Raw genomic sequence first — 22,319 nt, 5'->3', positions numbered from 1 at the left:
CAAAAACTTAGGTGAGCCTAAGCTAATGGCGGAGGGCTGTCGATAGCGCAGTACGGATCACCGGCGGCCGGCCGATGATCAGCCGCTGATCGACCGGCGACCGACCGGCGATCGACCGACGGCCGGCGGGTAATCGACCGACGGCCGCCGCCCGGGCCTTCAACTCACGGACCGCGACCACCTGTTGCGCACTTAGGTAAGCCTTGCTTTACTGACCGTTGGTCGCGCACCCCCTGCTCCGAGGAGGAACCCCATGCGGGTCGTCATGTTCGGTTACCAGACCTGGGGGCACCGCACCCTGCAAGCTCTCCTGGACTCCGAGCACGACGTGGTGCTGGTCGTGACGCACCCCAAGAGCGAGCACGCCTACGAAAAGATCTGGAGCGACTCCGTCGCCGATCTCGCCGAAGAGCACGGCGTACCCGTGCTGATCCGCAACCGCCCCGACGACGACGAGTTGTTCGCGCGCCTCAAGGAGGCCGCCCCGGACATCATCGTGGCCAACAACTGGCGGACGTGGATCCCGCCGCGGATCTTCGGTCTCCCCCGCCACGGCACGCTGAACGTCCACGACTCGTTGCTGCCCAAGTACGCCGGCTTCTCGCCGCTGATCTGGGCCCTGATCAACGGGGAGCGCGAGGTGGGCGTCACCGCGCACATGATGAACGACGAGCTGGACGCCGGCGACATCGTCCGGCAGGAAGCGGTGCAGGTCGGGCCCGCTGACACCGCTACCGACCTCTTTCACAAGACCGTCGATCTGATCACTCCGGTCACCATCGGCGCGCTCGACCTCATCGCCACCGGGCAGACCGAGTTCACCAAGCAGGACCGCTCCCAGGCGAGCTTCTTCCACAAGCGGGCGGCCGAGGACATCCGCATCGACTGGTCCTGGCCTGCGGAAGACCTCGAACGACTCGTACGCGCCCAGTCCGAGCCGTATCCCAGCGCCTTCACCTTCCACAGGGGCAAGCGGCTTGAGGTCCTGGCCGCCGTGGTCTCCCAGGGGCGCTACGGCGGCACACCCGGTCGCGTCTTCTACCGCGAGGGCGACGGCGTGGTGATCGTCGCCGGAGCCGACGCACGTACCGGCCGCAACCACGGCCTGGCCGTCACCCGCGTAAGGACCGAGGAGGGCGCCGAGCTGCCGGCGACCGAGTACTTCACCTCCATGGGCGGCTACCTCACCGGCCGACCCTGACCGACCACCCCCGGCCACCTCCGCCTGGTCCGCGTCGCGAGGGTACTCCTCCGGTCCCGCGGCGCAGATCCGGGGTCGCGGCACAGATCAGCGGGGCGCGGCCGGGGCTTGCTGTGGGGGGCCGTCAACATTGTTTGTCCACCAACCCCCGCCAGGAGAACCGGCACCGCCATACTGGGGACCGTACGCAGCCCCCCACAGATCGACGACATGCCGAAGACCAAGCACAGCTCCCCCATCGTCCCCGACACCGTCTGGCTGGGACACGGGCGCCAGCTCGGACCCGAGCCCGAGTTGGAGATCCGCCGCAATCTGATCGCGCTCCAGGCCGCCGGAGTGATCGACGGCTACCTCGACCTCGCACCCCCGGAGGCCGCCTCGTCCGCAGTCGGCGGTATGCACGACCCCTTCGGCCACGAGGACGGTGCCCCCACGCCCGCCGCCTCTCTCCGGCGGGTCTTCGAGGCCCGCTGGCGCGTGGCCGACGAGGTCACCGTGCGTGCCCAGTTGTCCACGTACGACGCCGAGCGGCGCAAGCGCGGTGAGGTGGTCACCTGGGTGCTCGCCGCCGAGGCGGAGCAGCCGTGGGACCAGGACTGGCCGTCCCCCGCCACCATGTTCTGGCCCGACACCGACCGGGCCGGGTGGAACCACGACGTGGTGCCCGGGCCCCGTCTGGGGATCACGCACCGGTTGCCGGAGGACGACAAGGAGATGCGGCGCCTGCTCAAGGACTGCGCCCGCGACAGCTGGAACATCCACGTCGTCATCCACGAGGCGATGACCCCTGACGAGCAGGGCCGCCGTCCGCTGGCCTCCTTCCTGCCGCCGAGCCTGCGTCACCGCGTGGTGGAGCACCGTGCCTCGCCGGAACAGGTCCAGATCGTCAACTGGGCGCTGAAGGATCTGCACGTCAACGTGCCGCGCGGCGGAGCCGTCGTGCTGCCCACGCTGCCGCAGGGCCCGTACTACGACGCGGACCGCTTCGTGGTGCGCAACCTGTTCCTGGGCAGTTCCGAGCCGACCGAACTGATATGGAGGATCGCGGCGTTCGCTGCCCTGCCGCAGGCCATGCCGGCCGAGGCCGAGCAGGCCGTACGTTTCCTGCGGCAGCGCTGGCACCTGCTGACCCCGGAGGAGGAGCTGGCCCGTGCCCGGGGAATCGTCGACCAGTACGCCGAGGCGCTCGCCGCCATGACCGAGTCCCGCGACCTGTACAGGAAGGAAGCGGAACTGGCCAGGAGCGAGCTTGCCGCGGCAGGCGGCGCGGCAGCGATGCTGCGGTCCCCGGCGGACCCGGCGGACCCGGCGGATCCGATGGCCCCGAAGGACCCGGCAGCCCCGCCGGCCGACTCACCCACCGGCACACTCAGCCAGGTGCTGGGCCGCTTCAGAGGCGCGGCGAAGCGTCCGCCGCGCCCATAGGAAACCCGCGGAACTCCCGTGGCCGCAGCTCAGCACCCGCCGGCTCGGCACCCTCCCCGAGCCCCGCTCCGAGCCCCCGACGGGACCGGTCGGCCCGCGCCGCCGGTCCCGTCAGCCGCGTGCGACGGCGATCGATCCCTCATCCCGGCGGTGAGCACCACCTTGTCGTAGATGAAGGTGGTGCCGCCCTTGGAGCGGGCGAGGCGGGTCGTGCCGTTCCCGCCGTGGAAACAGAGCCACAGCTCCTGGGCGTCCTCTTTCCGGATGACGTGCGGCCCGGATGACGTGCGGCGAGGCGACATGGCTGACCTTGCAGTGCGGCTGCCAGTTACAGGAGACGACCGGGTTCGCGGGCTACCTCATTGAGCGCGGGTTGCGGCCTCGATGTGGGTGAGTTGGGCGGCGAGAAGCTCTTCGAACGCGGCGCGGCGGTCTGCCCCGAGGGGGCGGACGTCGCGGGCGAAGTGGGCCAGGGCAGGGAAGCGTTCGGGGTCTGCGCCGAGTACCGCGACGCGGAACAGTTCCATGCCCTGTTCGTGCTCCACGGGGGTGAGGGCGCTGACCCCGGCCTCGGAGGCGATCAACGCGGCGATGAGGACGGCGATCCGGTGGTAGCGCGCCGGGATCTCCGCTTCGGGCAGCCCTGACGCGCGCAGAGCCTGGAGCACCTCTTCCATGAGCAGCCGGGAACCGGTGCCGCTCGACGCATAGCGTCCCCAGGTCGCGGCGAGCTGGGGGTGCTGTCCGAACGCCTCTCGCACGCGCAGGGCCACGGCCGTGATGCGCTGCTTCCAGTCGCCCTCGGGGCGGTAGCCGTCCATGGCGGCCAGGAGGGTCCGGTCGGCGACCGCGCGCAGCAGTTCGGTCTTGCTGCGGAAGTGCCGGTAGAGGCTGGAGGAATCGGTCCCGAGCACAGCGGCGAGCTTGCGCACGCTGAACGATTCGGCGTCGCTCGTGCGCAGCAACTCCGCTGCCGCGTCCAGGATCTCCTCGGTCGACCAGCGCCTTCGGCCTGTCATCCCACCCCTCTCGTCGGGAAGCACCTTAACCTATGCACTTGGTGTTGCACGCACCGCGTGCATAATGAGGACATGAGCGTGCCGACCGGCCTGGCAGCGGGCGTCCGGCGTGCTGTACGTGCCCTGTCACACGAGTCAGGGGGCCGCTGTGGAGCTCGCCCCCGGGACCACGAAAGGACGTATGCCGTGAGCAAACCGCTGGAGCCCGCGGAGCTGAACGCCGCCATCGAAGACGTCCATCGAGCCGGGATGCCGGGCCTGTTCGCCGAGGTGCGGGACGGCGACCAGGTCTGGCGCGGTGCCGCAGGGGTCGCCGATGTCGCCACCAGTCGCCCCGTCACCGCCGACATGCGGCACCGCGTCGGCAGCATCAACAAGACCTTCACAGCCGCGGCGGTTCTGCAGCAGGTCGAGAGCGGCCGGATCGATCTCGACGCGCCGATCGGCCGGTACCTTCCCGGGGCGGTCCCCGGCGAGCGCGCTGACGCGATCACGGTACGGATGCTGATCAATCACACCAGTGGCCTCGCCGAGTATCTCCCCTACGCCTACCCGTCCCTCAAGGCGTTCCCCGACCTCGCGAACACCGGGCCGCAGAGCCTGGACGACCACCGGTTCACACGGTTCCACCGCGCCGAACTGATCGAGATGGGGGTCACCGCCCCAGCCGTCGGCACCCCGGGCGTGTACTCCAACACCAACTACCTGCTCCTCGCCCAACTCCTGGAACAGGTGACCGCCACCACGGCCGAGCGGTACATCACCCGGAACGTCATCGAGCACGCCGGGCTCCGGGACACCGAACTCCCCACCGGACCGTATGTCGACGGGTCGCACTCGCAGATCTACGAGGCGTGGTTCGGCATGATCGACCCGCCGCGCGACTACAGCGTCTTCGACATGTCGTACGCGGGACCTTCGGCCTCCCTGATATCGACCGTCGCCGACCTCAACCGCTTCTACGGCATGCTGCTTGCCGGAGAGATCGTCAGCCCGTCGTCGCTGAAGCAGATGCAACGCACCGTCCCGGTCATCTCCCAGGAGGGAAAGACCATCGACTACGGCCTCGGCCTGCACCCGATGGACGCTCCCGGTCAGGACACCTTCTGGGGCCACGGCGGCACGGTCTGGGGTGCCGGGGCGCTGGCCATGACCCGTGCCGACGGCAAGCGGCAGATGTCCGTCGCGGTGAACATGCAGAGGTGGAACAGGCTCGACTCCACCGGTAAGCCGCAGCCCCACCCCATCGACGACGCGCTCGATGCCCTCTATCGCGTGGCGATGTACGGCTGACGCAGCCATGGGGCACGGAGACGGGTTGTGGCGACGGACAACGGAAACGTACGTTCCTGTGGGGATCGGCCAATCGACCGGGGCCTGCTGGGGAGCAACCTGGGGTGTCCGGGCAGCAGTCCGGTCGGGGCTGGTCGCAAATCCGGTCGGGCCCGGGTGGTAGCAGTCCGTTCGGTCCGGGGCCGACGCCGTGAGGAGCACCTGTGGACGTCTGCACGCTCGGCGACCTCATGGACGTCATCGGCAGCCCGGCCCTGCGGCTTCAGACCGCGCCCGCGGGAGCCGCCCTACCGGTCACAGAGGCGCTGCTGTACGACGCACACGCTCCGCTACGCCATGCGCCCGGAGCCCTGTTGCTCGCGGTCGGTGTACGGGCAGCCGCTGCCGGGCCGCTGGTGCGGGCCGCGGCTGAGGCGGGGATGACAGGGGTCGTGGTGCGGGGCCAGGACGGGCCGGTCGGTGAGGCCGAGGCGCACGGGGTGGCGCTGCTGGCGGTCGATGAGCACGCGGCCTGGCATCGCGTGCACTTGATGCTGGCCTCGGCGATCGGCGCGCGTTCCGCACGCGGCGATGGGCTGGGAGACCTGTTCGCGCTGGCCGACGCGATCGCGGTGGCGACCGGAGGGGCAACGGCCGTGGAGGACCCGCGCAAGCGGATTCTGGCCTACTCCACCGTGCGCGGTCAGCCGGTCGACGAGGACCGCCGCCAGGGCATCCTCGGCCTTCAGGTCCCGGGCAGCCTGGAGAACTCGGAGCAGGTCAGATTGGTGTTCGCCTCGGAAGGGCCTGTGCGGCTGCCCCCGCTCACGGCCGGCGACCTGCCGCGGCTCGCCGTCGCGGTGCGGGCCGGCGGCGAGACACTCGGCTCGGTCTGGGTGATCGACGGCGGCACCCTCGCAGCGGACGCCGAGGAGGGCCTGGCCCAGGGTGCCTCGACGGCGGCGCTGCTCCTGCTGCGCGCCCGCGCGGCCCAGGAGTTGACGCGCCATCAGGAGGCCGACCTGGTACGCCGGTTGCTCGACGGTACGGCGGAGGCTTCGACGGCGGCGCACCGCCTGGGATGGGACACGGTACGCGTGGCCGCGTTCGTACTGGACGCGGCGGCGAGCGTGCCGGACGCCGAGCGGACCTCGCTCAGGCTGCTGGACGTCGTACGCCTGCAGTGCGAGGCACGCTACGGGCGGCACGCATGTGTGCTCCTGGACGGGGTGGTGTACGCGCTGCTGCCGGCCCCCGGGGCGCACCACGCGCCCGGCGAGCACGTATCCGGAGAGCACGCGTCCGGGGAGCAGCGCATGGCGCACGCGCCGCCGGGGCGGAAGGCGGGCGACCGGCGGCACCGGCAGCTGGCGGAGGACATCGTGCGGCGGGCAGGCAGGGCGCTGCGGGTACCGGTACGGGCGGCGCTCGGCGAGGTGGTGCCGGACCTCGGCAGGGTGACGGACTCACGTGCGGACGCGGATGTGGTCCTGCGGCTGCTGGACGACGCTCTGCCGGTGGCCACGGTCGACGAGGTGCGTCCCCGGGTGACACTGCTGCGGCTCTCGGAAGTGATGCGAGAGCGACGGGAGTTGAGGGCGGGCGCCTGCCGGCGCGTGCTGGCCGCCGACGCGGAGCACGGCACCGACTACGCCCGCACCCTGGTGTCCTGGTTCGACGCGGGCTGTGACGTGACGAGCGCGGCCAAGGCCCTCTCCGTCCATCCCAACACCTGCCGCTACCGCCTGAAGCAGGTAGGCCGGCAGCTCGGGATCGACCTCCAGGACCCCGACGAACGGCTCGTACTCTGGCTCCAGTTGAGGGCCCTGGCGGGGCTCAGCGGTGCCGCGGGAAGCGGGGCCTCCGTCGCTCCCGGCACGCCTTGAGCTGCGTCTCATCACTGCGTTGCTTGAGCTGCGTCCCTTCACTGCGTGTGTGCCGCTCCGTGGAACACCCCTATCAGCGGAGGTCGCGGAGGAGTTTGCCGATGGTGGAGTCCACCTTTGCCGAGTCGAACGTTTCCGAGCCGATCAGCAGGGTCACGGCCCGTGCGCCGTCATCGGTGACGGCGTTCCTGGTCATGTGTCCTGACTCCATGGAGCCGCTGTGTCCCCAGGTGACGAAGCCTGGGGTGCGCTCGTAGCGCTCGACTCCGAGGCCGTAGCGCTCGCCCGGGGTTTCGCCGTCGGGAACGGTCCGTTTCATCTCGGCCAACTGGGCCGGGGCCAGCAGTTTCCCGCTCCACAGCGCGGTCCAGAAGGCAGTCGCGTCGGCGCCGGTGGTGACCAGCGCACCCGATGCGTCGGCCCCCGAGGTGTTCCATTCCGTCCTGCATGCGCACAGCGTCCGGCCTGGACCGGCCGTATGGGTGCGGCGCCGATCCAGAGATTTCCCGGCCGCGTTGTGCGTCTGGCCAACGGGTCATCACGCCGGATTTGCTATACGGCCTGCCGGGGCGGGCCCTTTGGCCGGCCGATGCCGGTGCCGATGCCAAGTGAGCTGCCAGGGCGCGGCGTTGGCTGCTGGGCACCGGGTACTGGGCACTGGGCGTTGGCTGTTGTCCGCACGTCCAAGCATTGGCCTACTGGTTTGTTCCGTGAGACCAAGAAGCAGGGTTCCACCGTGCGTACGTTGAGGCCAGGTTCAGCGACCCGCCCTGCCCGTACGGCCGTACGCCCCGTACGGCCCGCCCACGCCGGTACGGCCCGCCCCGCCCGTGCGGCCCGTCAGCGCATGGGTGGTGGATCGGATCACGTGTCACCCCCTTCCCCCCTTCCACGCGAAAGGCCCGCCATGTCCTCGGAACTGCACCACCGCGCCGTCGTCGCCGACGCCCACAACGACCTCCTCATGGCCGTTGCCGCCCGGCCCCCGGAGCGCTGGGGCAGTTTCTTCCGGGACAGGTGGCTGCCGCAGCTGCGCGAGGGCGGGGTCGGCATCCAGGTCCTGCCGGTGTTCATCGACGAGCAGTACCGCCCCGAGGGGGCGCTGCGGCAGACCCTTCGCATGATCGAGTGCGCCCACGTACTCGCCGAGGACAACGGGGAACAGGTCGCTCTGTGCGTCAACGGCGCGGACATCGACAGGGCCCTGGCCGAGGACAAGACCGCCCTCGTACTCGCTCTGGAGAGCGCACCGGGCATCGACGCCTCCGTCGAGCTGTTCTCCACGCTGTTCCGGCTCGGCGTGCGGATCGCCTCGATCGCCCACTGGGGACGCACCCCGCTCGCCGACGGCAGCCGCGAGGACGCCACCGGCAGTCGGCTGACCGCGCCCGGGGTCCAGGCGCTGCGGGAGATGGAGCGCCTGGGCATGCTTTTCGACATCTCCCATCTGGGGGCGAGCGGCGTTGCCCATGTCCTGGAGCTGGCCACCCGCCCGCTGATCGCCACCCATTCCTGCGCCCGCGCCCTGCGCGACCACCACCGCAACCTCACCGACGACCAGATCCGCGGTGTCGCCGGCACCGGCGGCGTGGTGTGCGTCAACTTCGTCCCTGACTTCCTCACCGACGACCAGGCGAAGGTGAGCGTCGACCGGGTCGTCGACCACATCGAACACGTCGCCTCCGTGGCCGGGACCGACCACGTGGGCCTCGGGCCCGACTTCGTGCGCGAGGTCATCGCTGATGTCACGGCGCCCTGCTGCGAGACCGCCGACGACGACCCCTCGTTCAGGTTTCCCGGACTGGAGGGTCCGGCCGGTCTGCCCCTGGTCACCGAGGCGATGGTCCGCCGGGGCCTGCCCGAGCAGGACATCCTGAAGATCCTGGGCGGGAACATACGACGCCTCATGAACACGCACATGGGCTGACCGTCCCGGCCGTTCGGCCCCGCGGCACGTTCAGCCGGTGCCCATCTCACGGTCACCGCCTCACGATCACCCCCATCACGGTCACCGCCTCACGATCACCCCCACCACGGTCACCGCACCCCCGGCACCCGACACCGCACCCCCCGACACAGCTCTCGCTCGCACGCTTTGCGTGGCGGTCATTCCACCTGGAGGACTCACCCGTGCCGCACGACGACGCACACCTCACCGCGCGCGCCGACCAGGCGCCGGCTCCGGACTCGGACACCATGCTCGCCGACCTCGAAGAACTCGTCGCCTGCGAGTCCTGTTCCACCGACCACGCTGCCGTGGCCCGCAGTGGACAGGTCGTCGCCGCGCAGGGCCGCCGCCTGCTCGGCGCCTCGCCCCGCACGCTGGTCACCGAGGGCGTCACCCATGTGCGGTGGACTTTCGGGGCGCCGCGCGTCCTGCTGCTGGGCCATCACGACACCGTCTGGCCGACCGGCTCCCTACGGACCCATCCCTGGTCGGTGGAGCGGGGCATCGCACGCGGGCCCGGGGTATTCGACATGAAGGCCGGTCTGGTCCAGATGTTCCACGCTCTCGCCACGCTGCCCTCCCTCGACGGCCTCTGCGTGCTCGTCACCGGCGACGAGGAAACCGGTTCGGCCACCTCACGCGCGCTCATCGAGGGCATCGCACGCCAGTGCTCGACCACCCTCGTCCTGGAGCCCTCGGCGCCCGGAGGGGTGTTGAAGACCGGCCGTAAGGGCGTGTCCTTCTACGACATCACCGTGCACGGCCGTGCGGCCCACTCCGGGCTCGAACCGGAGAAGGGCGTCAACGCGGGCACCGAACTCGCCCACCAACTCCTCGCCCTCCAAGGCGTAGCCGACACCGTCACCGCGTCCACCGGGCCGGGGACGACCGTGACGCCCACGGTGCTACGGGCCGGCACGGCGAGCAACACCGTGCCCGCGCGGGGCGAGTTGAACGTGGATGTCCGCGTGCCCCACCTCGCGGCCCAGGAGGCGGTCGACCAGCTCATCAGGGGCCTGGAGCCGCAGGTTCCCGGCGCCCGGCTGGAGATCAACGGCGGCCCCAACCGGCCGCCCCTGGCCCCCGACGCCTCCCGGGAACTGTTCGCGCTGGCCGCCGAACAGGCCGCACGGCTCGGGCTCGGCCCGCTGCGGCAGACGGCTGTCGGCGGAGCCTCCGACGGCAACTACACCGCGGGGGTCGGGTGCCCCACGCTCGACGGCCTCGGCGCGGTCGGCGACGGCGCGCACGCCGACCACGAACATGTCGTCACCGCCACCATGCCGGAACGCGCCCGCCTTCTGGCCCACCTCGTCGGAGCGCTGCGATGAGCGGATCGACCATCAGGGAACTTCACGTCATGGAGGACTTCGACGCCGTGAGCCTCCTCTACGCCGAGGTCTGGGGGTCGCGGCCCGGCAGCTCGCCCATCCCGGCGGAGGTCATGCGGGCCCTCGCCCACTCCGGGAACTACGTGGCGGGAGCGTACGAGGACGACCGGCTGGTGGGCGCCTCGGTCGCCTTCTTCGGCGAGCCCGCAGGCACCCGGCTGCACTCGCACATCACAGCGGCCGTCTCGGGGCACGGCGCGGGCCTCGCCCTCAAGCTGCACCAGCGCCGGTGGGCGCTTGCCCGCCGGCTGAGGCGCATCACCTGGACCTACGACCCGCTCGTGCGCCGCAACGCCTACTTCAACCTGGTCAAGCTCGGCGCCCGGCCCGAGGGCTACCTGACCTCCTTCTACGGCGCGATGGACGACGCCGTCAACGGCGGCGACGAGTCCGACCGGGTACTGGCAGCCTGGGATCTCACCGCGCCCTCCCCACCCGCGGTGAGCGAGCTGCCCGCCGGAGCCGCCCACCGCCTTCGCGATCACGAAGGCCGCCCGGAGACCGCCGCGACCGAGGCCGGCACCGTACTCATCGACCTGCCCGACGACATCGAGGCCCTGCGCCGCACCGATCCCGGCGCCGCACATGCCTGGCGACTGGCCGTACGGCACACCCTGGGCGGCCTGCTCGGTGAAGGCGCCCGTGTCGTCGGGTTCCACGAACGCCGCCGCTACGTGGTCCAGCGCGCCACAACTCCCCGCGCCTGACCGCACGCAGAGGAGCCACCAGTCATGAAGACACAGACCTCCGGCACGACGCAGATCACCGGCGTCGAGCTGCGCCGGATCACGATGCCGCTCGTTGCCCCGTTCCGTACCTCCTTCGGCGTGGAGACCGGCCGCGACGTGCTCCTGGTACGCGTAGTGACCCCCGACCACGAGGGGTGGGCCGAGTGCGGGGCCCCGTCCGAGCCGCGCTACTGCTCCGAGTACGTCGACGGCGCCCAGGACGTACTGCGCAGATTCCTCATTCACGCGCTGCCGAAGGACGGCGTGGACGCACAGGCGGTGGGGCGGATCCTGCGCCCCTTCACCGGCCACCGCATGGCGAAGTCCGCGCTGGAGACAGCGGTGCTGGACGCCCAACTCCGCGCTGCGGGCGAGTCCTTCGGCTCCTACCTCGGTGCCGCCAGGGACCGGGTGCCCTGCGGCGTCTCGGTAGGGATCATGGACTCGGTGCCCGCGCTCCTCGACGCCGTGGAGCGGTACGTCGCCGAGGGCTACGTCCGGATCAAGCTGAAGATCGAACCCGGCTGGGACGTCGAGCCCGTACGCGCCGTGCGCGAACGCTTCGACGACGATCTGCTCCTACAGGTCGACGCCAACGCCGCCTACACGCTGGTGGACGCCCAACAGCTCGCCAGGCTGGACGACTTCGGCCTTCTGCTGATCGAACAGCCGCTGGCCAACGACGACATGGTCCAGCACGCGCAACTGGCCAAGCTGCTGCGCACCCCGATCTGCCTGGACGAGTCCATCGAGTCCGCCACCGACGCCGCGGCGGCCATCTCCCTCGGCGCCTGCTCGGTCATCAACATCAAGCCGGCCCGGGTCGGCGGCTATCTCGAAGCCCGCCGCATCCACGACCTGGCACGCGCCCACGGCGTCCCCGTCTGGTGCGGCGGCATGCTGGAGACCGGCATCGGCCGCGCCGCCAACCTCGCCCTCGCGGCGCTGCCCGGCTTCACCCTCCCCGGCGACACCTCGGGCTCCCACCGCTACTTCGCCACGGACCTCACGGAACCGTTCGTCCTCTCCGACGGCCACCTGGAGGTCCCCGCCGGTCCAGGGATCGGCGTCGCGCCGCTGCCGGACGTTCTTGACGAGGTGACCACCTCCAGCGAGTGGATCGCACGGTAAGCACGCCGCCGGCCCGGCCGCTCCAGCCGCTCCGGCCACCGGGGTCGAGGGCGCACGCACGCCCGTGCGCACCGGCGGGTACGAACGTCGGCGGGTACGAACACCGGTCGGTACGAACACCGGCGGGTGAGCGCTCTATCCGGGGCGCGGGGTGTCGCGTGTCCTGGCCTGGTGGCGGCGGGCCTTGAGCCGGTTCCCGCAGGTCTTCATCGAGCACCACCGTGCGGTGTTGGCGCGGCTGCGGTCCAGGAGGAAGAGGCAGCATTCGGGGTTCTCGCACGGCCGCAGACGGCCGGGCATACGCTCCTTGACGTCCGCCCACGCGAGTACGAGTTCCACGGCGAGCCTGCGTTCGGGCGGCGCCTCCACCTGCCACTCGATGCCCGCCGCACTGGGCCGCGGGACCTTGCGCACGCCTGCGAGGACTTGCCGCAGCCGGGGTTCAGCCGGGGTGCCCGACTCCACCGCCTGGAGCGCGTCCCGGGCGGTGCGCAGCCACCGGCGCTCCTCGTCGCCCCCGAGGCCCCCGTGCTCCCGCGCCCACCTGTCCACCTCGTGGTCGTCACGCCACAGGTCCTGGCGTCGGCCGTCCACAACGGGGGCGCTGTTCAGCGCCTGCATCAGGGCCTGGGCGCCCAGCACGGCCTGGTCGTCCGGCACTGACCTCACCTTCCCAACTAACTTCATCAAGCGGTTTGACAGGTTACCTCAAGGGCGGTCTACTGAACGCCCGGAGATTAACCACCACACTCCACTGAAGGGGTTAGTCATGGTTGAGGTACGCCACCAGTACGCGACAGTGCGGGGACACCGCGTCTTCTACCGCGAGGCAGGGCCCCGTGAGGCGCCCACGCTGGTGCTGCTGCACGGATACCCGTCCAGCTCGCGCATGTTCCGCCACCTCATTCCGGCGCTGGCCGATCGCTTCCACGTCATAGCCCCCGACCACCTCGGCTTCGGCAACTCCGACGCTCCGCCCGTCGACGCGTTCACCTACACGTTCGACTCCCTCGCCGACATCACCGAAGCCCTGCTGACCCAGCTCGGCGTCACCCGCTACGCCGTGTACGTCCAGGACTACGGCGCACCCATCGGCTGGCGGCTGGCCCTGCGCGCCCCGGACGCGATCACCGCGGTGATCACCCAGAACGGCAACGCGTACGAGGACGGCTTCGTACCGGACTTCTGGCAGCCCGTATGGGCATACGCCGAGAACCCGGGCCCCGGGACCGAACCCGCCGTCCGTGCCGCCCTCTCGCTCGACGCCATCCGCTGGCAGTACCTGCACGGAGTGGACCGGCCCGAACTGGTCGATCCCGACACCTGGGCCGCCGACCACCGCGAGGTCAACCGGCCGGGCAACGACCTCGTACAGCTCGCCCTGTTCCGCGACTACGCCGGCAACCGGCCCCTCTACCCCCGGGTGCACGCCTACTTCCGGGAACGCCAGGTTCCGCTCCTCGCGGTCTGGGGCGCGGGCGACGAGATCTTCGGCCCGGACGGAGCACGTGCCTTCGCGGAAGACCTGCCGGAAGCGGAGATCCACCTGGTACCCGGAGGCGGCCACTTCCTGCTGGAGAGCCACCTGGACACCGTGGCCGGGTACATCCGCGGGTTCCTGACCACCGCCGCTTCACCGGCATGAAACCGGCGGAACGGCTGGTCGTCTTCGACGCCGGATACGAAGTCCCGCGCATGAAGCGCCGCCTGGTCCGCTCCCGGCCGACCTCCTGTCCGGCCTCCCGGTCGGGGCGCCGGGGATGACGGTGGCCACGGCTGTCGCGTGCCCCGCTGCGGGCTCTCCTCTCCAGAAGTCTTGACAACTCGATTGGTCTGGACCAACTTTGCGCGCAACAGCGGTGGCCACCGTCGTCGCTTACATGCTTCACCTTCCCCGAGGAGACACCCCGTGGACCGTGATCGTCAGGACAGACCCGGCGTCCGCCGGAGGATCAGCGCCGCGATGGCCCTCGGTGTGGCCGCCGCGCTCGCCGTCACCGCGCTCGCCGCGCCCGCGCAGTCGGCGGACACCGACGCGGCCGGCACCAAGGCCGCGGGCACCAAAACGGCCGGCGCCACAGCGGCGGACGTCAACGTCGCCAAGAACGCCGGGTTCGAGGCGGACCTGAGCAACTGGACCTGCGCAGCGAACAGCGGTTCCGCCGTCACCTCCCCCGTGCGCGGCGGCGCGAAGGCGCTCAAGGCCACCCCGTCAGGTCAGGGCACAGCCGAGTGCTCCCAGATCGTCGCGGTGAAGCCGAACTCGACGTACAAGCTGAGCAGTTGGGTGCAGGGCAGCTACGCCTACCTCGGCGCCCGCGGCACCGGCACCACCGACGTGTCGACCTGGACGCCGGGCACCTCGTCCTGGCAACAGCTCTCCACCAGCTTCACCACCGGCGCGAACACCACCTCGGTCACCGTGTACACACACGGCTGGTACGGGCAGAGCGCGTACTACGTGGACGACGTGAGCGTCTTCGGACCCGACGGGGGCGGCGGCCCCGACCCGGTCGAGATACCGCCCGTCCCGGCCGGCCTCGCTGCGGGCACGGCGACGCCCACATCGGTTGACCTGTCCTGGACGCCGTCGTCCACGGCGACGGGGTACACCGTCTACCGCGACGGCACGAAGGTCGCCTCGGCCAGTGGCGCCTCCACGACCGTCACAGGGCTCACACCGGAGACCACGTACAGCTTCCAGGTGAGCGCCTCGAACGCGGCGGGCGAGTCGGCGAAGTCCACGGCGGTGTCCGTACGGACCCCCAAGGGCGACGGTGACGGCAACGGCACCGTGCCCCGGCACGCGGTGACCGGCTACTGGCAGAACTTCAACAACGGCGCGACCGTGCAGAAGCTGCGGGACGTGTCCTCGCAGTACGACATCATCGCCGTGTCGTTCGCCGATGCCACCACCACTCCGGGACAGATCACCTTCAACCTGGACCCGGCCGTCGGCTACGCCTCCACCGCCGACTTCAAGGCGGACATCGCCGCGAAGAAGGCCGCGGGCAAGTCCGTGATCCTCTCGGTCGGCGGCGAGAAGGGCACCATCTCCGTCAACAGTGACGCCTCCGCGACGGCGTTCGCCAACAGCGCCTACGCGCTGATGCAGGAGTACGGGTTCAACGGCGTCGACATCGACCTGGAGAACGGCCTCAACCCCACCTACATGTCGAAGGCGCTGCGCCAGCTCTCGGCGAAGGCGGGCCCGAAGATGGTGCTCACGATGGCACCCCAGACCATCGACATGCAGTCCACGTCCGGTGGGTACTTCCAGACGGCGCTGAACGTGAAGGACATCCTCACGGTCGTCAACATGCAGTACTACAACAGCGGTTCGATGCTCGGCTGTGACGGCAAGGTCTACAGCCAGGGCGGCGTGGACTTCCTGACCGCGCTCGCCTGCATCCAGCTGGAGGGCGGCCTCGACCCGTCGCAGGTCGGGATCGGCGTCCCGGCGTCGACGCGTGGCGCGGGCAGCGGTTACGTGGCCCCGTCGGTCGTGAACAACGCCCTCGACTGCCTGACCCGCGGCACCGGCTGCGGCTCCTTCAAGCCGCCGAAGACGTACCCGTCGCTGCGCGGCGCCATGACGTGGTCGACGAACTGGGACGCGACGGCGGGCCACGCGTGGTCGAACGCTGTCGGCCCGAAGGTGCACAGCCTTCCGTAGCGAAGGTTCACAGCCTTCCGTAGCGGATGAACGGCCGCGAGGGGCGGGCGGACCGAACACGGTCCGCCCGCCCCTCCAGGCGTGTGCGGTCCTGGCCGGCCCCCTCCGGCCTGAACGGCGAGGACGTCGACGTGCGCCGGCGGGCGTTCGTGAAGAACACGCTCAGGCGCGTGCGGGCATGTGCCGTTCGAACCAGTCGAGGGCGCGGGTGAGGAAGTCGGTCACCGCCGGATAGCTGCGTACGCCGTGTCCTTCCTGGGGGTAGATCACCAGGGCCGTCTCGACGCCGTTGGCCCTCAGCGCCTGGTGGAACTCGCGGGCCTGCCCCGGGGGTGTGCAGCGGTCCTTCGCTCCGGCGACGACGAGGCACGGCGTACGGGCCCTGTGAGTGTGGAAGACGGGGCTGCGGGAGTGGACGGCTGAACCCGGCTGCGCGGGGTCGGCCTTGAGGAAGGAGTTGCCCCACTCGCCGATGTTGCTGGTCAGCGACTGGCTGTACCAGTCGGTGACGGGTGAGACCGGAACCGCAGCCGCGAAGCGGGTGTCCTGGGTGACCAGCCACGAGGACATGAAGCCGCCGTAACTGCCCCCGATGAGGCCCACCCTGGCGGGGTCGACGAGCCCTTCGCCCACCAGGTGGTCGATGCCCGCGAGGAGGTCACGGCTGTCGTCCCCGCCCATGTCACCGACGACCCGTCCGGCGAACTCCTGCCCCCGGCCCGCACTTCCGCGCGGGTTCGGGTTGAGCACGGCGTAGCCGCGCGAGACCAGGAGAGGAACCCAGGGCTGGTTCATGGACCAGGTGTTGCGGAAGGCCCCGACCGGGCCGCCGTGGATGTTGACGACGAGCGGGAACGGACCTTCGCCCTCCGGGACGCACAGGATGCCCTCGATCTCCAGCCCGTCCGGTGCTTTCCACGAGATCCCACGGGCCGCGCCGCCGACGGAGCGCAGATGATCGGTTCCGGGGCCGGCCACCGATGCGAGCACCTCGTCGGTGTGGCCGTCGGTCAGGACCAGTTGCTGGGGCAGCTCATAGGACTCCTGAACCGTGAGCACCCGGCCGTCAGCGGTGAAGCACCCGGCGGGGAAGAACGAGGAGCCGCCGCAGGCGACTTCGGTGGCGAAGACCTCCCTGACCCGTCCGGTCGTGGTGTCGACGACTCCGGCGACCGAGTCCAGATGGCGCTGGCCGACATAGCCGAGCCGGGTTTCGTCCATCCACTGCAGGCCGGTGACATCCGTTCCCGCCGTGTCAACGGCCGTACGCAGCCCGGTGGTCGTATCGATGAGGAAGAGGTCGCCCGCGACGAGCCACCGGTCGCTGCAGACGGCCTGCACCACCGCTGCGGTCCGGCCGTCCGGCGAGCCCGCCGGAAGCCCGAGCTGCACCTCGCTGCTGAACAGCTCGCGACAGCTTCCGTCGGCGGTGCCGATGAGGGTGAGCGCCGCCTGATACCAGGAGTCCTCGTCCGCGCCCTCGGACGCCACGGCGAGGACATGACCGGCGCCGCACCAGCCCGCCTCCCAGCAGTTGACCCCCTCGGGCGACACCTGGTGGACCTCGCCGGTGTCGAGGGAGTAGAGCCACAGGCTGCGCCGGCCGTCCTCGTCACCGGTCTCCACGAGCGGCTGCCACTCCGCGGTACCGCCCGGGGCCGCCGCGGACGTGGCCGGCACGGTCGCCGAGCCCTGGCTGCCGGACAGGTCGGCGCCGAGGGCGGCGACGCCGAGCAGGACCTGCCGCCCGTCGGGAGACCAGTGCGCGTACTCGACGCTGCCGGGCACGGTGGGCGCGGCGGCGGCCTCACCCAGCCGGTCCGAACGCAGAAGGTGCAGCTGGAAGTTCCGGGGCGTACCGCGGTCGGACAGGAAGGCGAGCGTGCTGCCGTCCGGGGAGAAGACGGCTCCCCTGGCCGAAGCCGTCCCCGAGGACAGGGGGACGAGGCGGCCGTCGCCGCAGGTGTAAACGGCGGTTCGGGGAAGGCCGTCGAGCCGGTCGAACACGACGCCGGTCACGGTGACGTGCCGGCCGTCGGCGGTGAGGTGAGGCTCGCGCAGCGCGTGCGGGGTACCGAAGCCCGGCTCGTGCAGCTTGCGCAAGTGGTCGTCGACTGCCGCGTACGTGGCGCTCTCGCGGAGGTCCTTGTCCATCGCTGTCTCCTTCGTGAACTGCGGTACCGCGGGGCCCCGGTGGTACGGCGGGCCACGGTGTACCGGTGCGTACCGGCTGCGTGCCGCTCCCCCGGTCAGCCGAGGACCGTTCCCGTCGATGTGGACGGGCGCCGGCGGCGGGAGAAAGCGGCGAGACCGATGCTCTGCCCCGTGTGCTCACAGACGTGCACGAGCGGACGCTCGTCGTGGTCGTGCCCGCCCTCGACGCCGTGGATCAGGGTGGACATGAGGCGGCCGACCAGGGGGGCGTTCTTGAACTGGTTGCCGCTGGTGCCGATGGCCACATAGAAGCCGTCGAGGTCCGTCCGGTCGTATACGGGGGTCCAGTCGTCGGCCACGTCGTACACGCCCGCCACTCCGCGCGGCCGACCGGGCACCCGCAGCCCGGGCAACCGGCGGGCAGCGCGCGTCACCTGCGTACGGAACCGCGAAGCGGTGGGTGCCGGGCTGCCGGCGTCCGGATCGTCCAGCCACTCCAGCGGATCGCACTCCGGCTCGGTGCCACCGACGAGCAGGAACTCCCGCCCTTCCGGACGTATGTACGTGCCGAGATCCATGTCCGCGACCACGGGACCCGCACCACCGCCGACGCCGTAGCCGGGTGGCGCCGCCACATGGTGGACCTCCTGGCGCAGGGGGCGCAGGCCGATGGTGAAGTCGCCGCCCACGCCCGCCAGTCGGTTCAGCCGCCCTGACCAGGGACCGGCCGCGTTGACGACGACCGGCGCCGACAGCGCGGTGCCGTCGTCGAGCCTGACACCGCTCACCCTGCCTCCGGCCTGCGACACCGCCGTCACGCGGGTGTTCCAGCGGAAGGAGGCCCCGTGCCGTTGGGCGGCAGCCGCGAGATTGGCCGCGGCAAGCTGCGGATCGTCGACGAACCCCCCGTCCGGCGTGCAGAGCGCGCCCAGCCGGCCGGAGGCGTCGGCGAAGAACTCCTCGTCGTCCACGGCGCGCGGCGGCCAGTACCTGCCCGTGTCCAGCGCCGGCAGCCGCGCCGCCAACTCCCGGGCCTCCCACTCCTCGTAGGGGACACCGACCGTGTCGAAGAGGCGGGTGAACAGGCTGCGCGGGGCGAGGTCCACATCGAGCATGACGACCCCGCACCGGGTGAAAGCGGCCAGTGGTTCGCCGGCGGGCGCTCCGAGATGGTCGCGCCATCCCTCCCAGCAGTGCCGGGACTCCCACGCCGCTGCCACCCCTTCGGCGGTCGGGTAGGTGAAACGCACCACCGCACTGGAGGCGCTGGTGGAGCCGTTGCCCGCACCACCGAGCCTGTCGACGACGGTGACGCGCAGCCCGCTCCGTGCCAGTTCAAGTGCTGTCGAGGAGCCGACAACTCCGGCTCCGACAATGACGACCTCGGCGGTCACGGACACCACGCCACTCCTTCGGGATGTCGGACTGAACAGCAGAACCGCCGGGCCCCGGACCGTCAAGTGCCCGCCCAAGGGGCCCCGGGCGCCGGAGCGCCGATCCGCGGCCCCTGCCTCCCGGCTCCCGGCTCGCGGCCCGTGGTCCCTGCGTCACGCACATTACGCAGGTCGAACAGCGTGGCCCCGCGACAGCTGTCGCGCCTTCCCGCCGGCCAGGTCGCCATATGTCGCGCCGGGTGGGAGCCCGCGTGCACCTCGCCGGCGGGAGCCCGTGCGTGCACCACGCCGGTCGAGCGGGGCGAGCGTGGCAGGACATGTATGGCGGGGGCGGGTACGACGGCAGGACGTGAATGGCCGGGGCGGGCATGGCGCGGCGGGCATGGCGAGGCAGGCATGACGGGGCAGGTACGGCGACGCTGAGGAGGCATCGAGGAAGAGGGAGCGGAGGGGAGCACCTAACATGCGGTCGTGGCAACGGATCTGCAGCAGGTGGTCGACGCTCTCGGCGCACGGCTGGGGCGCTCGGTGGCGGTGGACGACCGGCGGCTCCGCCTCCTCGCGCACAGTGCGCATCACGGCGAAGCCGACTCGGCCCGTATCGAATCCCTCATGAACCGGGGCGTGTCCACCGAACTGGTCGAGCACGTGGCCGCAGAGGGTGCACCTTGTGCCACCGGCCTGTTCACCATCTCCGCGCGGCCGGAGATCGGCATCGAGGTGGCCCGTTTCGGCATGCCGATCCGGTACGAGGGCGCACCGCTCGGCTATGTCTGGCTGACCGCCAACGAAGGGCCGGCGGGGCGGCGGGAGGCCGACGGGCTGCGGGAGGCCGCGCGCCAGGCCGCCCTCATCCTTCACGGGGAGCATCTGCACGACCAGGTCTCACGAAGCCGCGAAACGCGAGTTGGTCCGCGACCTCGTGTCCACCGACCCCGTGCTCAGGGCCGAGGCGGCCCGGATGCTCGTCGAGGAAGGGCTCGCCGCGACGGGCAGTGCTGACGCGGTCGATGGTGTCGCCGTCGTCGCCGTCGTCGGCACGGTCGGCAGCGGCTCGGGAGAGCCGCTGCCGGACGAACAACGGCTCGCCCTCCATATCGCCGTCGACCATGCCCGCAGGCGGCTGGCCCCCACGCACGCACTCTCGCTGACCCGCCCGGACCACGCGCTGCTGCTCAGCATCCGGCCCGACGCGGGTGACGAGGAAGCCGCGCGCGGCGCGGAGGAGATGGCGGACGTGCTCTGCCAACGGCTGCGTGCCGAACTCCACTCGGACCCAACAGCCGTGTGCCGGGTCGGAGTTGGACGGGTCCACCGCAGGCTGACGGAAGCAGCCGCCTCCTACGCGGAAGCGCGGCAGGCCGCGGAGGTGGCGTGGGCGACGGGGAGCGGCGAAGCGGTCACGACGCACGCACGCCTGGGCGTCTACGCGCTCTTGGCGAAGCTCTCCCCCGCCGAACGCGCCGAAAGCATGCACCCCGGCGTGCGCGGCCTGCTCCAGCCGCACTCCGGCCTCCCGGAACTCGCGGAAACCTTGGGCACATACCTCGACGAGGCCGGCGACGCCCGACGCGCCGCCGCTCGGCTCCACATACACCGGTCGACCCTCTACAACCGCCTGCGCCGGGCCGAGGAACTGACGGGCCTGTCGCTCTCACGGGGCGACGACCGCTTGATCGCCCATCTCAGCCTCAAGATCGCGCAGTTGCGGGACCCACCATGACGGCCGCCGCGCGCGGCGCGCGGGGCACGTAACCGTGCCCTGCGTCACCGCACTACCGCACTACCGCACCACCGCGTCACCGCACCACCGCGTCACCCCCGTTACCGGGTCACCTCACGCGAGCACACGCACAGGCGAACACACGCACGGGCGCTGAGGCCCACAGGTGCACAGCCGCACAGGCCCGCAGCCGCGCAGGCGCGGGGCTTCTTACTGCTCGACGCCGGGGCCACGCTCCCCTGCGGGAACATCGGCCCGATCAGTCAGCGGCCTGCGAGACGACGTGCTGGACAGCCTGGACAGCGATTTCCGGCTGCTCGGCGTAAATGTAGTGACCGCTCTTCTTGGCGGTGCTCAGCTTGCTGTTGCTGGAGATCTTCAGCCACTCGCGCTGGCCCTTGGACCACGCCCGCTCCAGGCCCGGGCCGCTGTCGGGAACGGCCGCCAGGTACTTCTTGCCGTGCTTGATCACCTCCACCGGGATGTCACCGGCAGAACGGACCTTCCCATCTTTGATCACGAGCTTTTCCGGGTTCTTCCCCTGGGATATCGCGAGGAACTGATCGCGCACATCGGCCGCGGGGCCGGTTGCCGACTTGGGGACCTCCCTGGTGACATCGGCGTTCTGCGTCGACGGGGTGGCGTCCATCAGGACCAGGCCCTTGACCTTGTCCTGGTGGTCCGGCGCGTACCTGGCCGCGATCAGGCCGCCCAGCGAATGCCCCGCGAGGACGACCGGAGCGTCACCGGCGACCCGGTCGAGCACCCCGGTGAGGACCTTGCCGCTGCTCTCGACGGTCTGCGGCCCGGCGGGCTTGTCGCTGGCGCCCGCGCCGAGCCGGTCGTAGGAACAGACCCGGCCCTTCTTGCTCAGGGTCTTCTGGAACGCGGCCATCTTCTTCAGGCTGTCCCCTCCCCCGTGCAGCAGAACGGTGACCGGCTTGCCGTCCGCCGAGCGGCCCGAACAGGACACGTTCACCGCATGGCCGTCCACCCGGATCTTCTTCGTTCCCGAGGGAAAGCCCTGCTCGGCGTTCTTCGCGTTGGTGGTGGGCGAGGAATCAGAACCAGCGCTCTTTGATTCCTCGCAGCCGACAAGTCCAGCGCCGGCTACGGCGCAGCACAGCGCCACCAGGACGGAAGCTCGGGTATTGCGGGTCATGATGTTTCCTCCAACAAGAGATACGTGCGGAATTGCGGAACAGTGGAATTGCGGAATACGGGACACACGGCGGCGCGACGGAATGGGCGCCGCCATGTTCTGCTCTTCTGTTTCCGGTGCTGCCCGGTTTCTGTTTCCGGGTACTGCCGGTGACGTGACCGATGTACGGGGTACCGGGCACCGGCCTCATGCCGCGCCGCTCACGCCGC

The 22,319-nt window shown here is 70.8% G+C and carries 18 protein-coding genes; 12 read left to right on the top strand and 6 right to left on the bottom strand.

Annotated features, from left to right (window positions below; all coding sequences use genetic code 11):
• Positions 1 to 253: 253 nt before the first annotated feature.
• Both NMN56_RS09075 and NMN56_RS09070 read left to right on the top strand, forming a co-directional pair.
• Positions 254 to 1,201 carry a methionyl-tRNA formyltransferase gene (locus NMN56_RS09075; RefSeq protein ID WP_274042409.1) on the top strand — a complete coding sequence of 316 codons (948 nt, stop codon included), beginning with the start codon at positions 254 to 256 and terminating at the stop codon, positions 1,199 to 1,201.
• 210 nt (positions 1,202 to 1,411) lie between these two features.
• The gene (locus NMN56_RS09070; protein ID WP_274042408.1) at positions 1,412 to 2,626 is read left to right on the top strand and encodes a hypothetical protein; all 1,215 of its coding nucleotides are present in this window, start codon (positions 1,412 to 1,414) and stop codon (positions 2,624 to 2,626) included.
• Positions 2,627 to 2,985: 359 nt separating this feature from the next.
• Here the strand turns inward: NMN56_RS09070 and NMN56_RS09060 are convergent, their stop codons facing one another.
• On the bottom strand, positions 2,986 to 3,645 hold the full coding sequence (locus NMN56_RS09060) for a TetR/AcrR family transcriptional regulator (protein WP_274042407.1): 660 nt from the start codon (positions 3,643 to 3,645) through the stop codon (positions 2,986 to 2,988).
• A 249-nt stretch (positions 3,646 to 3,894) separates the two neighbouring features.
• Here NMN56_RS09060 and NMN56_RS09055 point away from each other — a divergent pair, with 249 nt between their 5' ends.
• Positions 3,895 to 4,938, top strand: coding sequence for a serine hydrolase domain-containing protein (locus tag NMN56_RS09055; protein WP_430542511.1), 1,044 nt, complete (start codon positions 3,895 to 3,897; stop codon positions 4,936 to 4,938).
• A 203-nt stretch (positions 4,939 to 5,141) separates the two neighbouring features.
• Positions 5,142 to 6,803 carry a PucR family transcriptional regulator gene (locus NMN56_RS09050; protein ID WP_274042405.1) on the top strand — a complete coding sequence of 554 codons (1,662 nt, stop codon included), beginning with the start codon at positions 5,142 to 5,144 and terminating at the stop codon, positions 6,801 to 6,803.
• Between the two features lie 73 nt (positions 6,804 to 6,876).
• Here NMN56_RS09050 and NMN56_RS09045 read toward each other — a convergent pair whose 3' ends face one another.
• Positions 6,877 to 7,122 carry a hypothetical protein gene (locus NMN56_RS09045; protein ID WP_274042404.1) on the bottom strand — a complete coding sequence of 82 codons (246 nt, stop codon included), beginning with the start codon at positions 7,120 to 7,122 and terminating at the stop codon, positions 6,877 to 6,879.
• Between the two features lie 588 nt (positions 7,123 to 7,710).
• Between NMN56_RS09045 and NMN56_RS09040 the strand changes: the two genes are divergently transcribed.
• The 4 genes from NMN56_RS09040 (at position 7,711) to menC (ending at position 12,001) form a co-directional block, all read left to right on the top strand.
• Positions 7,711 to 8,730 (top strand): dipeptidase, encoded by a 1,020-nt coding sequence (locus tag NMN56_RS09040; RefSeq protein WP_274042403.1) that lies wholly within the window; start codon positions 7,711 to 7,713, stop codon positions 8,728 to 8,730.
• Positions 8,731 to 8,999: 269 nt separating this feature from the next.
• On the top strand, positions 9,000 to 10,082 hold the full coding sequence (locus NMN56_RS09035; RefSeq protein ID WP_274042642.1) for a M20 family metallopeptidase: 1,083 nt from the start codon (positions 9,000 to 9,002) through the stop codon (positions 10,080 to 10,082).
• Entirely contained in the window at positions 10,079 to 10,849 is a 771-nt protein-coding gene (locus NMN56_RS09030) for a GNAT family N-acetyltransferase (protein WP_274042402.1), read from the top strand. Before NMN56_RS09035 ends, NMN56_RS09030 begins: the two co-directional genes overlap by 4 nt.
• A 24-nt stretch (positions 10,850 to 10,873) precedes the next feature.
• Positions 10,874 to 12,001 (top strand): o-succinylbenzoate synthase, encoded by a 1,128-nt coding sequence (menC, locus tag NMN56_RS09025; RefSeq protein ID WP_274042401.1) that lies wholly within the window; start codon positions 10,874 to 10,876, stop codon positions 11,999 to 12,001.
• A 135-nt stretch (positions 12,002 to 12,136) separates the two neighbouring features.
• Here the strand turns inward: menC and NMN56_RS09020 are convergent, their stop codons facing one another.
• The gene (locus tag NMN56_RS09020) at positions 12,137 to 12,622 is read right to left on the bottom strand and encodes a CGNR zinc finger domain-containing protein (protein WP_274042641.1); all 486 of its coding nucleotides are present in this window, start codon (positions 12,620 to 12,622) and stop codon (positions 12,137 to 12,139) included.
• A 148-nt stretch (positions 12,623 to 12,770) separates the two neighbouring features.
• Between NMN56_RS09020 and NMN56_RS09015 the strand changes: the two genes are divergently transcribed.
• Positions 12,771 to 13,646, top strand: a complete 876-nt coding sequence (locus NMN56_RS09015; RefSeq protein WP_274042400.1) for an alpha/beta fold hydrolase — start codon at positions 12,771 to 12,773, stop codon at positions 13,644 to 13,646.
• 318 nt (positions 13,647 to 13,964) lie between these two features.
• Positions 13,965 to 15,677, top strand: coding sequence for a chitinase (locus NMN56_RS09010; RefSeq protein ID WP_274042640.1), 1,713 nt, complete (start codon positions 13,965 to 13,967; stop codon positions 15,675 to 15,677).
• Between the two features lie 162 nt (positions 15,678 to 15,839).
• Here the strand turns inward: NMN56_RS09010 and NMN56_RS09005 are convergent, their stop codons facing one another.
• Complete coding sequence (locus NMN56_RS09005) at positions 15,840 to 17,831, bottom strand: S9 family peptidase (protein WP_274042399.1); 1,992 nt, start codon at positions 17,829 to 17,831, stop codon at positions 15,840 to 15,842.
• Between the two features lie 95 nt (positions 17,832 to 17,926).
• On the bottom strand, positions 17,927 to 19,234 hold the full coding sequence (locus NMN56_RS09000) for an NAD(P)/FAD-dependent oxidoreductase (RefSeq protein WP_274042398.1): 1,308 nt from the start codon (positions 19,232 to 19,234) through the stop codon (positions 17,927 to 17,929).
• A 462-nt stretch (positions 19,235 to 19,696) separates the two neighbouring features.
• Between NMN56_RS09000 and NMN56_RS08995 the strand changes: the two genes are divergently transcribed.
• Positions 19,697 to 20,227 carry a hypothetical protein gene (locus tag NMN56_RS08995; protein WP_274042397.1) on the top strand — a complete coding sequence of 177 codons (531 nt, stop codon included), beginning with the start codon at positions 19,697 to 19,699 and terminating at the stop codon, positions 20,225 to 20,227.
• Positions 20,148 to 20,948 carry a PucR family transcriptional regulator gene (locus tag NMN56_RS08990; protein WP_274042396.1) on the top strand — a complete coding sequence of 267 codons (801 nt, stop codon included), beginning with the start codon at positions 20,148 to 20,150 and terminating at the stop codon, positions 20,946 to 20,948. The genes NMN56_RS08995 and NMN56_RS08990 overlap by 80 nt, the downstream gene beginning before the upstream one ends.
• Positions 20,949 to 21,207: 259 nt before the next feature.
• Here NMN56_RS08990 and NMN56_RS08985 read toward each other — a convergent pair whose 3' ends face one another.
• Positions 21,208 to 22,110 (bottom strand): alpha/beta fold hydrolase, encoded by a 903-nt coding sequence (locus tag NMN56_RS08985; RefSeq protein ID WP_274042395.1) that lies wholly within the window; start codon positions 22,108 to 22,110, stop codon positions 21,208 to 21,210.
• Positions 22,111 to 22,319 lie beyond the last annotated feature (209 nt).

Source organism: Streptomyces iconiensis (genome assembly GCF_028657195.3).
GTDB lineage: Bacteria > Actinomycetota > Actinomycetes > Streptomycetales > Streptomycetaceae > Streptomyces > Streptomyces iconiensis.
The sequence above is the reverse complement of the archived record's forward strand: the minus strand, read 5'-3'. Positions and strand labels throughout refer to the sequence as shown.

Bases quoted from the DNA above. Each gene is read 5' to 3' on its own strand.
- NMN56_RS09045 (WP_274042404.1), bottom strand. From the start codon at position 7,122: ATGAAACGGACCGTTCCCGACGGCGAAACCCCGGGCGAGCGCTACGGC.
- NMN56_RS09020 (WP_274042641.1), bottom strand. From the start codon at position 12,622: ATGCAGGCGCTGAACAGCGCCCCCGTTGTGGACGGCCGACGCCAGGAC.
- NMN56_RS09035 (WP_274042642.1), top strand. From the start codon at position 9,000: ATGCTCGCCGACCTCGAAGAACTCGTCGCCTGCGAGTCCTGTTCCACC.
- NMN56_RS09030 (WP_274042402.1), top strand. From the start codon at position 10,079: ATGAGCGGATCGACCATCAGGGAACTTCACGTCATGGAGGACTTCGAC.
- NMN56_RS09060 (WP_274042407.1), bottom strand. From the start codon at position 3,645: ATGACAGGCCGAAGGCGCTGGTCGACCGAGGAGATCCTGGACGCGGCA.
- NMN56_RS09070 (WP_274042408.1), top strand. From the start codon at position 1,412: ATGCCGAAGACCAAGCACAGCTCCCCCATCGTCCCCGACACCGTCTGG.
- NMN56_RS09040 (WP_274042403.1), top strand. From the start codon at position 7,711: ATGTCCTCGGAACTGCACCACCGCGCCGTCGTCGCCGACGCCCACAAC.
- NMN56_RS09055 (WP_430542511.1), top strand. From the start codon at position 3,895: ATGCCGGGCCTGTTCGCCGAGGTGCGGGACGGCGACCAGGTCTGGCGC.
- NMN56_RS09015 (WP_274042400.1), top strand. From the start codon at position 12,771: ATGGTTGAGGTACGCCACCAGTACGCGACAGTGCGGGGACACCGCGTC.
- NMN56_RS09005 (WP_274042399.1), bottom strand. From the start codon at position 17,831: ATGGACAAGGACCTCCGCGAGAGCGCCACGTACGCGGCAGTCGACGAC.
- menC (WP_274042401.1), top strand. From the start codon at position 10,874: ATGAAGACACAGACCTCCGGCACGACGCAGATCACCGGCGTCGAGCTG.
- NMN56_RS09075 (WP_274042409.1), top strand. From the start codon at position 254: ATGCGGGTCGTCATGTTCGGTTACCAGACCTGGGGGCACCGCACCCTG.
- NMN56_RS08985 (WP_274042395.1), bottom strand. From the start codon at position 22,110: ATGACCCGCAATACCCGAGCTTCCGTCCTGGTGGCGCTGTGCTGCGCC.
- NMN56_RS09010 (WP_274042640.1), top strand. From the start codon at position 13,965: ATGGCCCTCGGTGTGGCCGCCGCGCTCGCCGTCACCGCGCTCGCCGCG.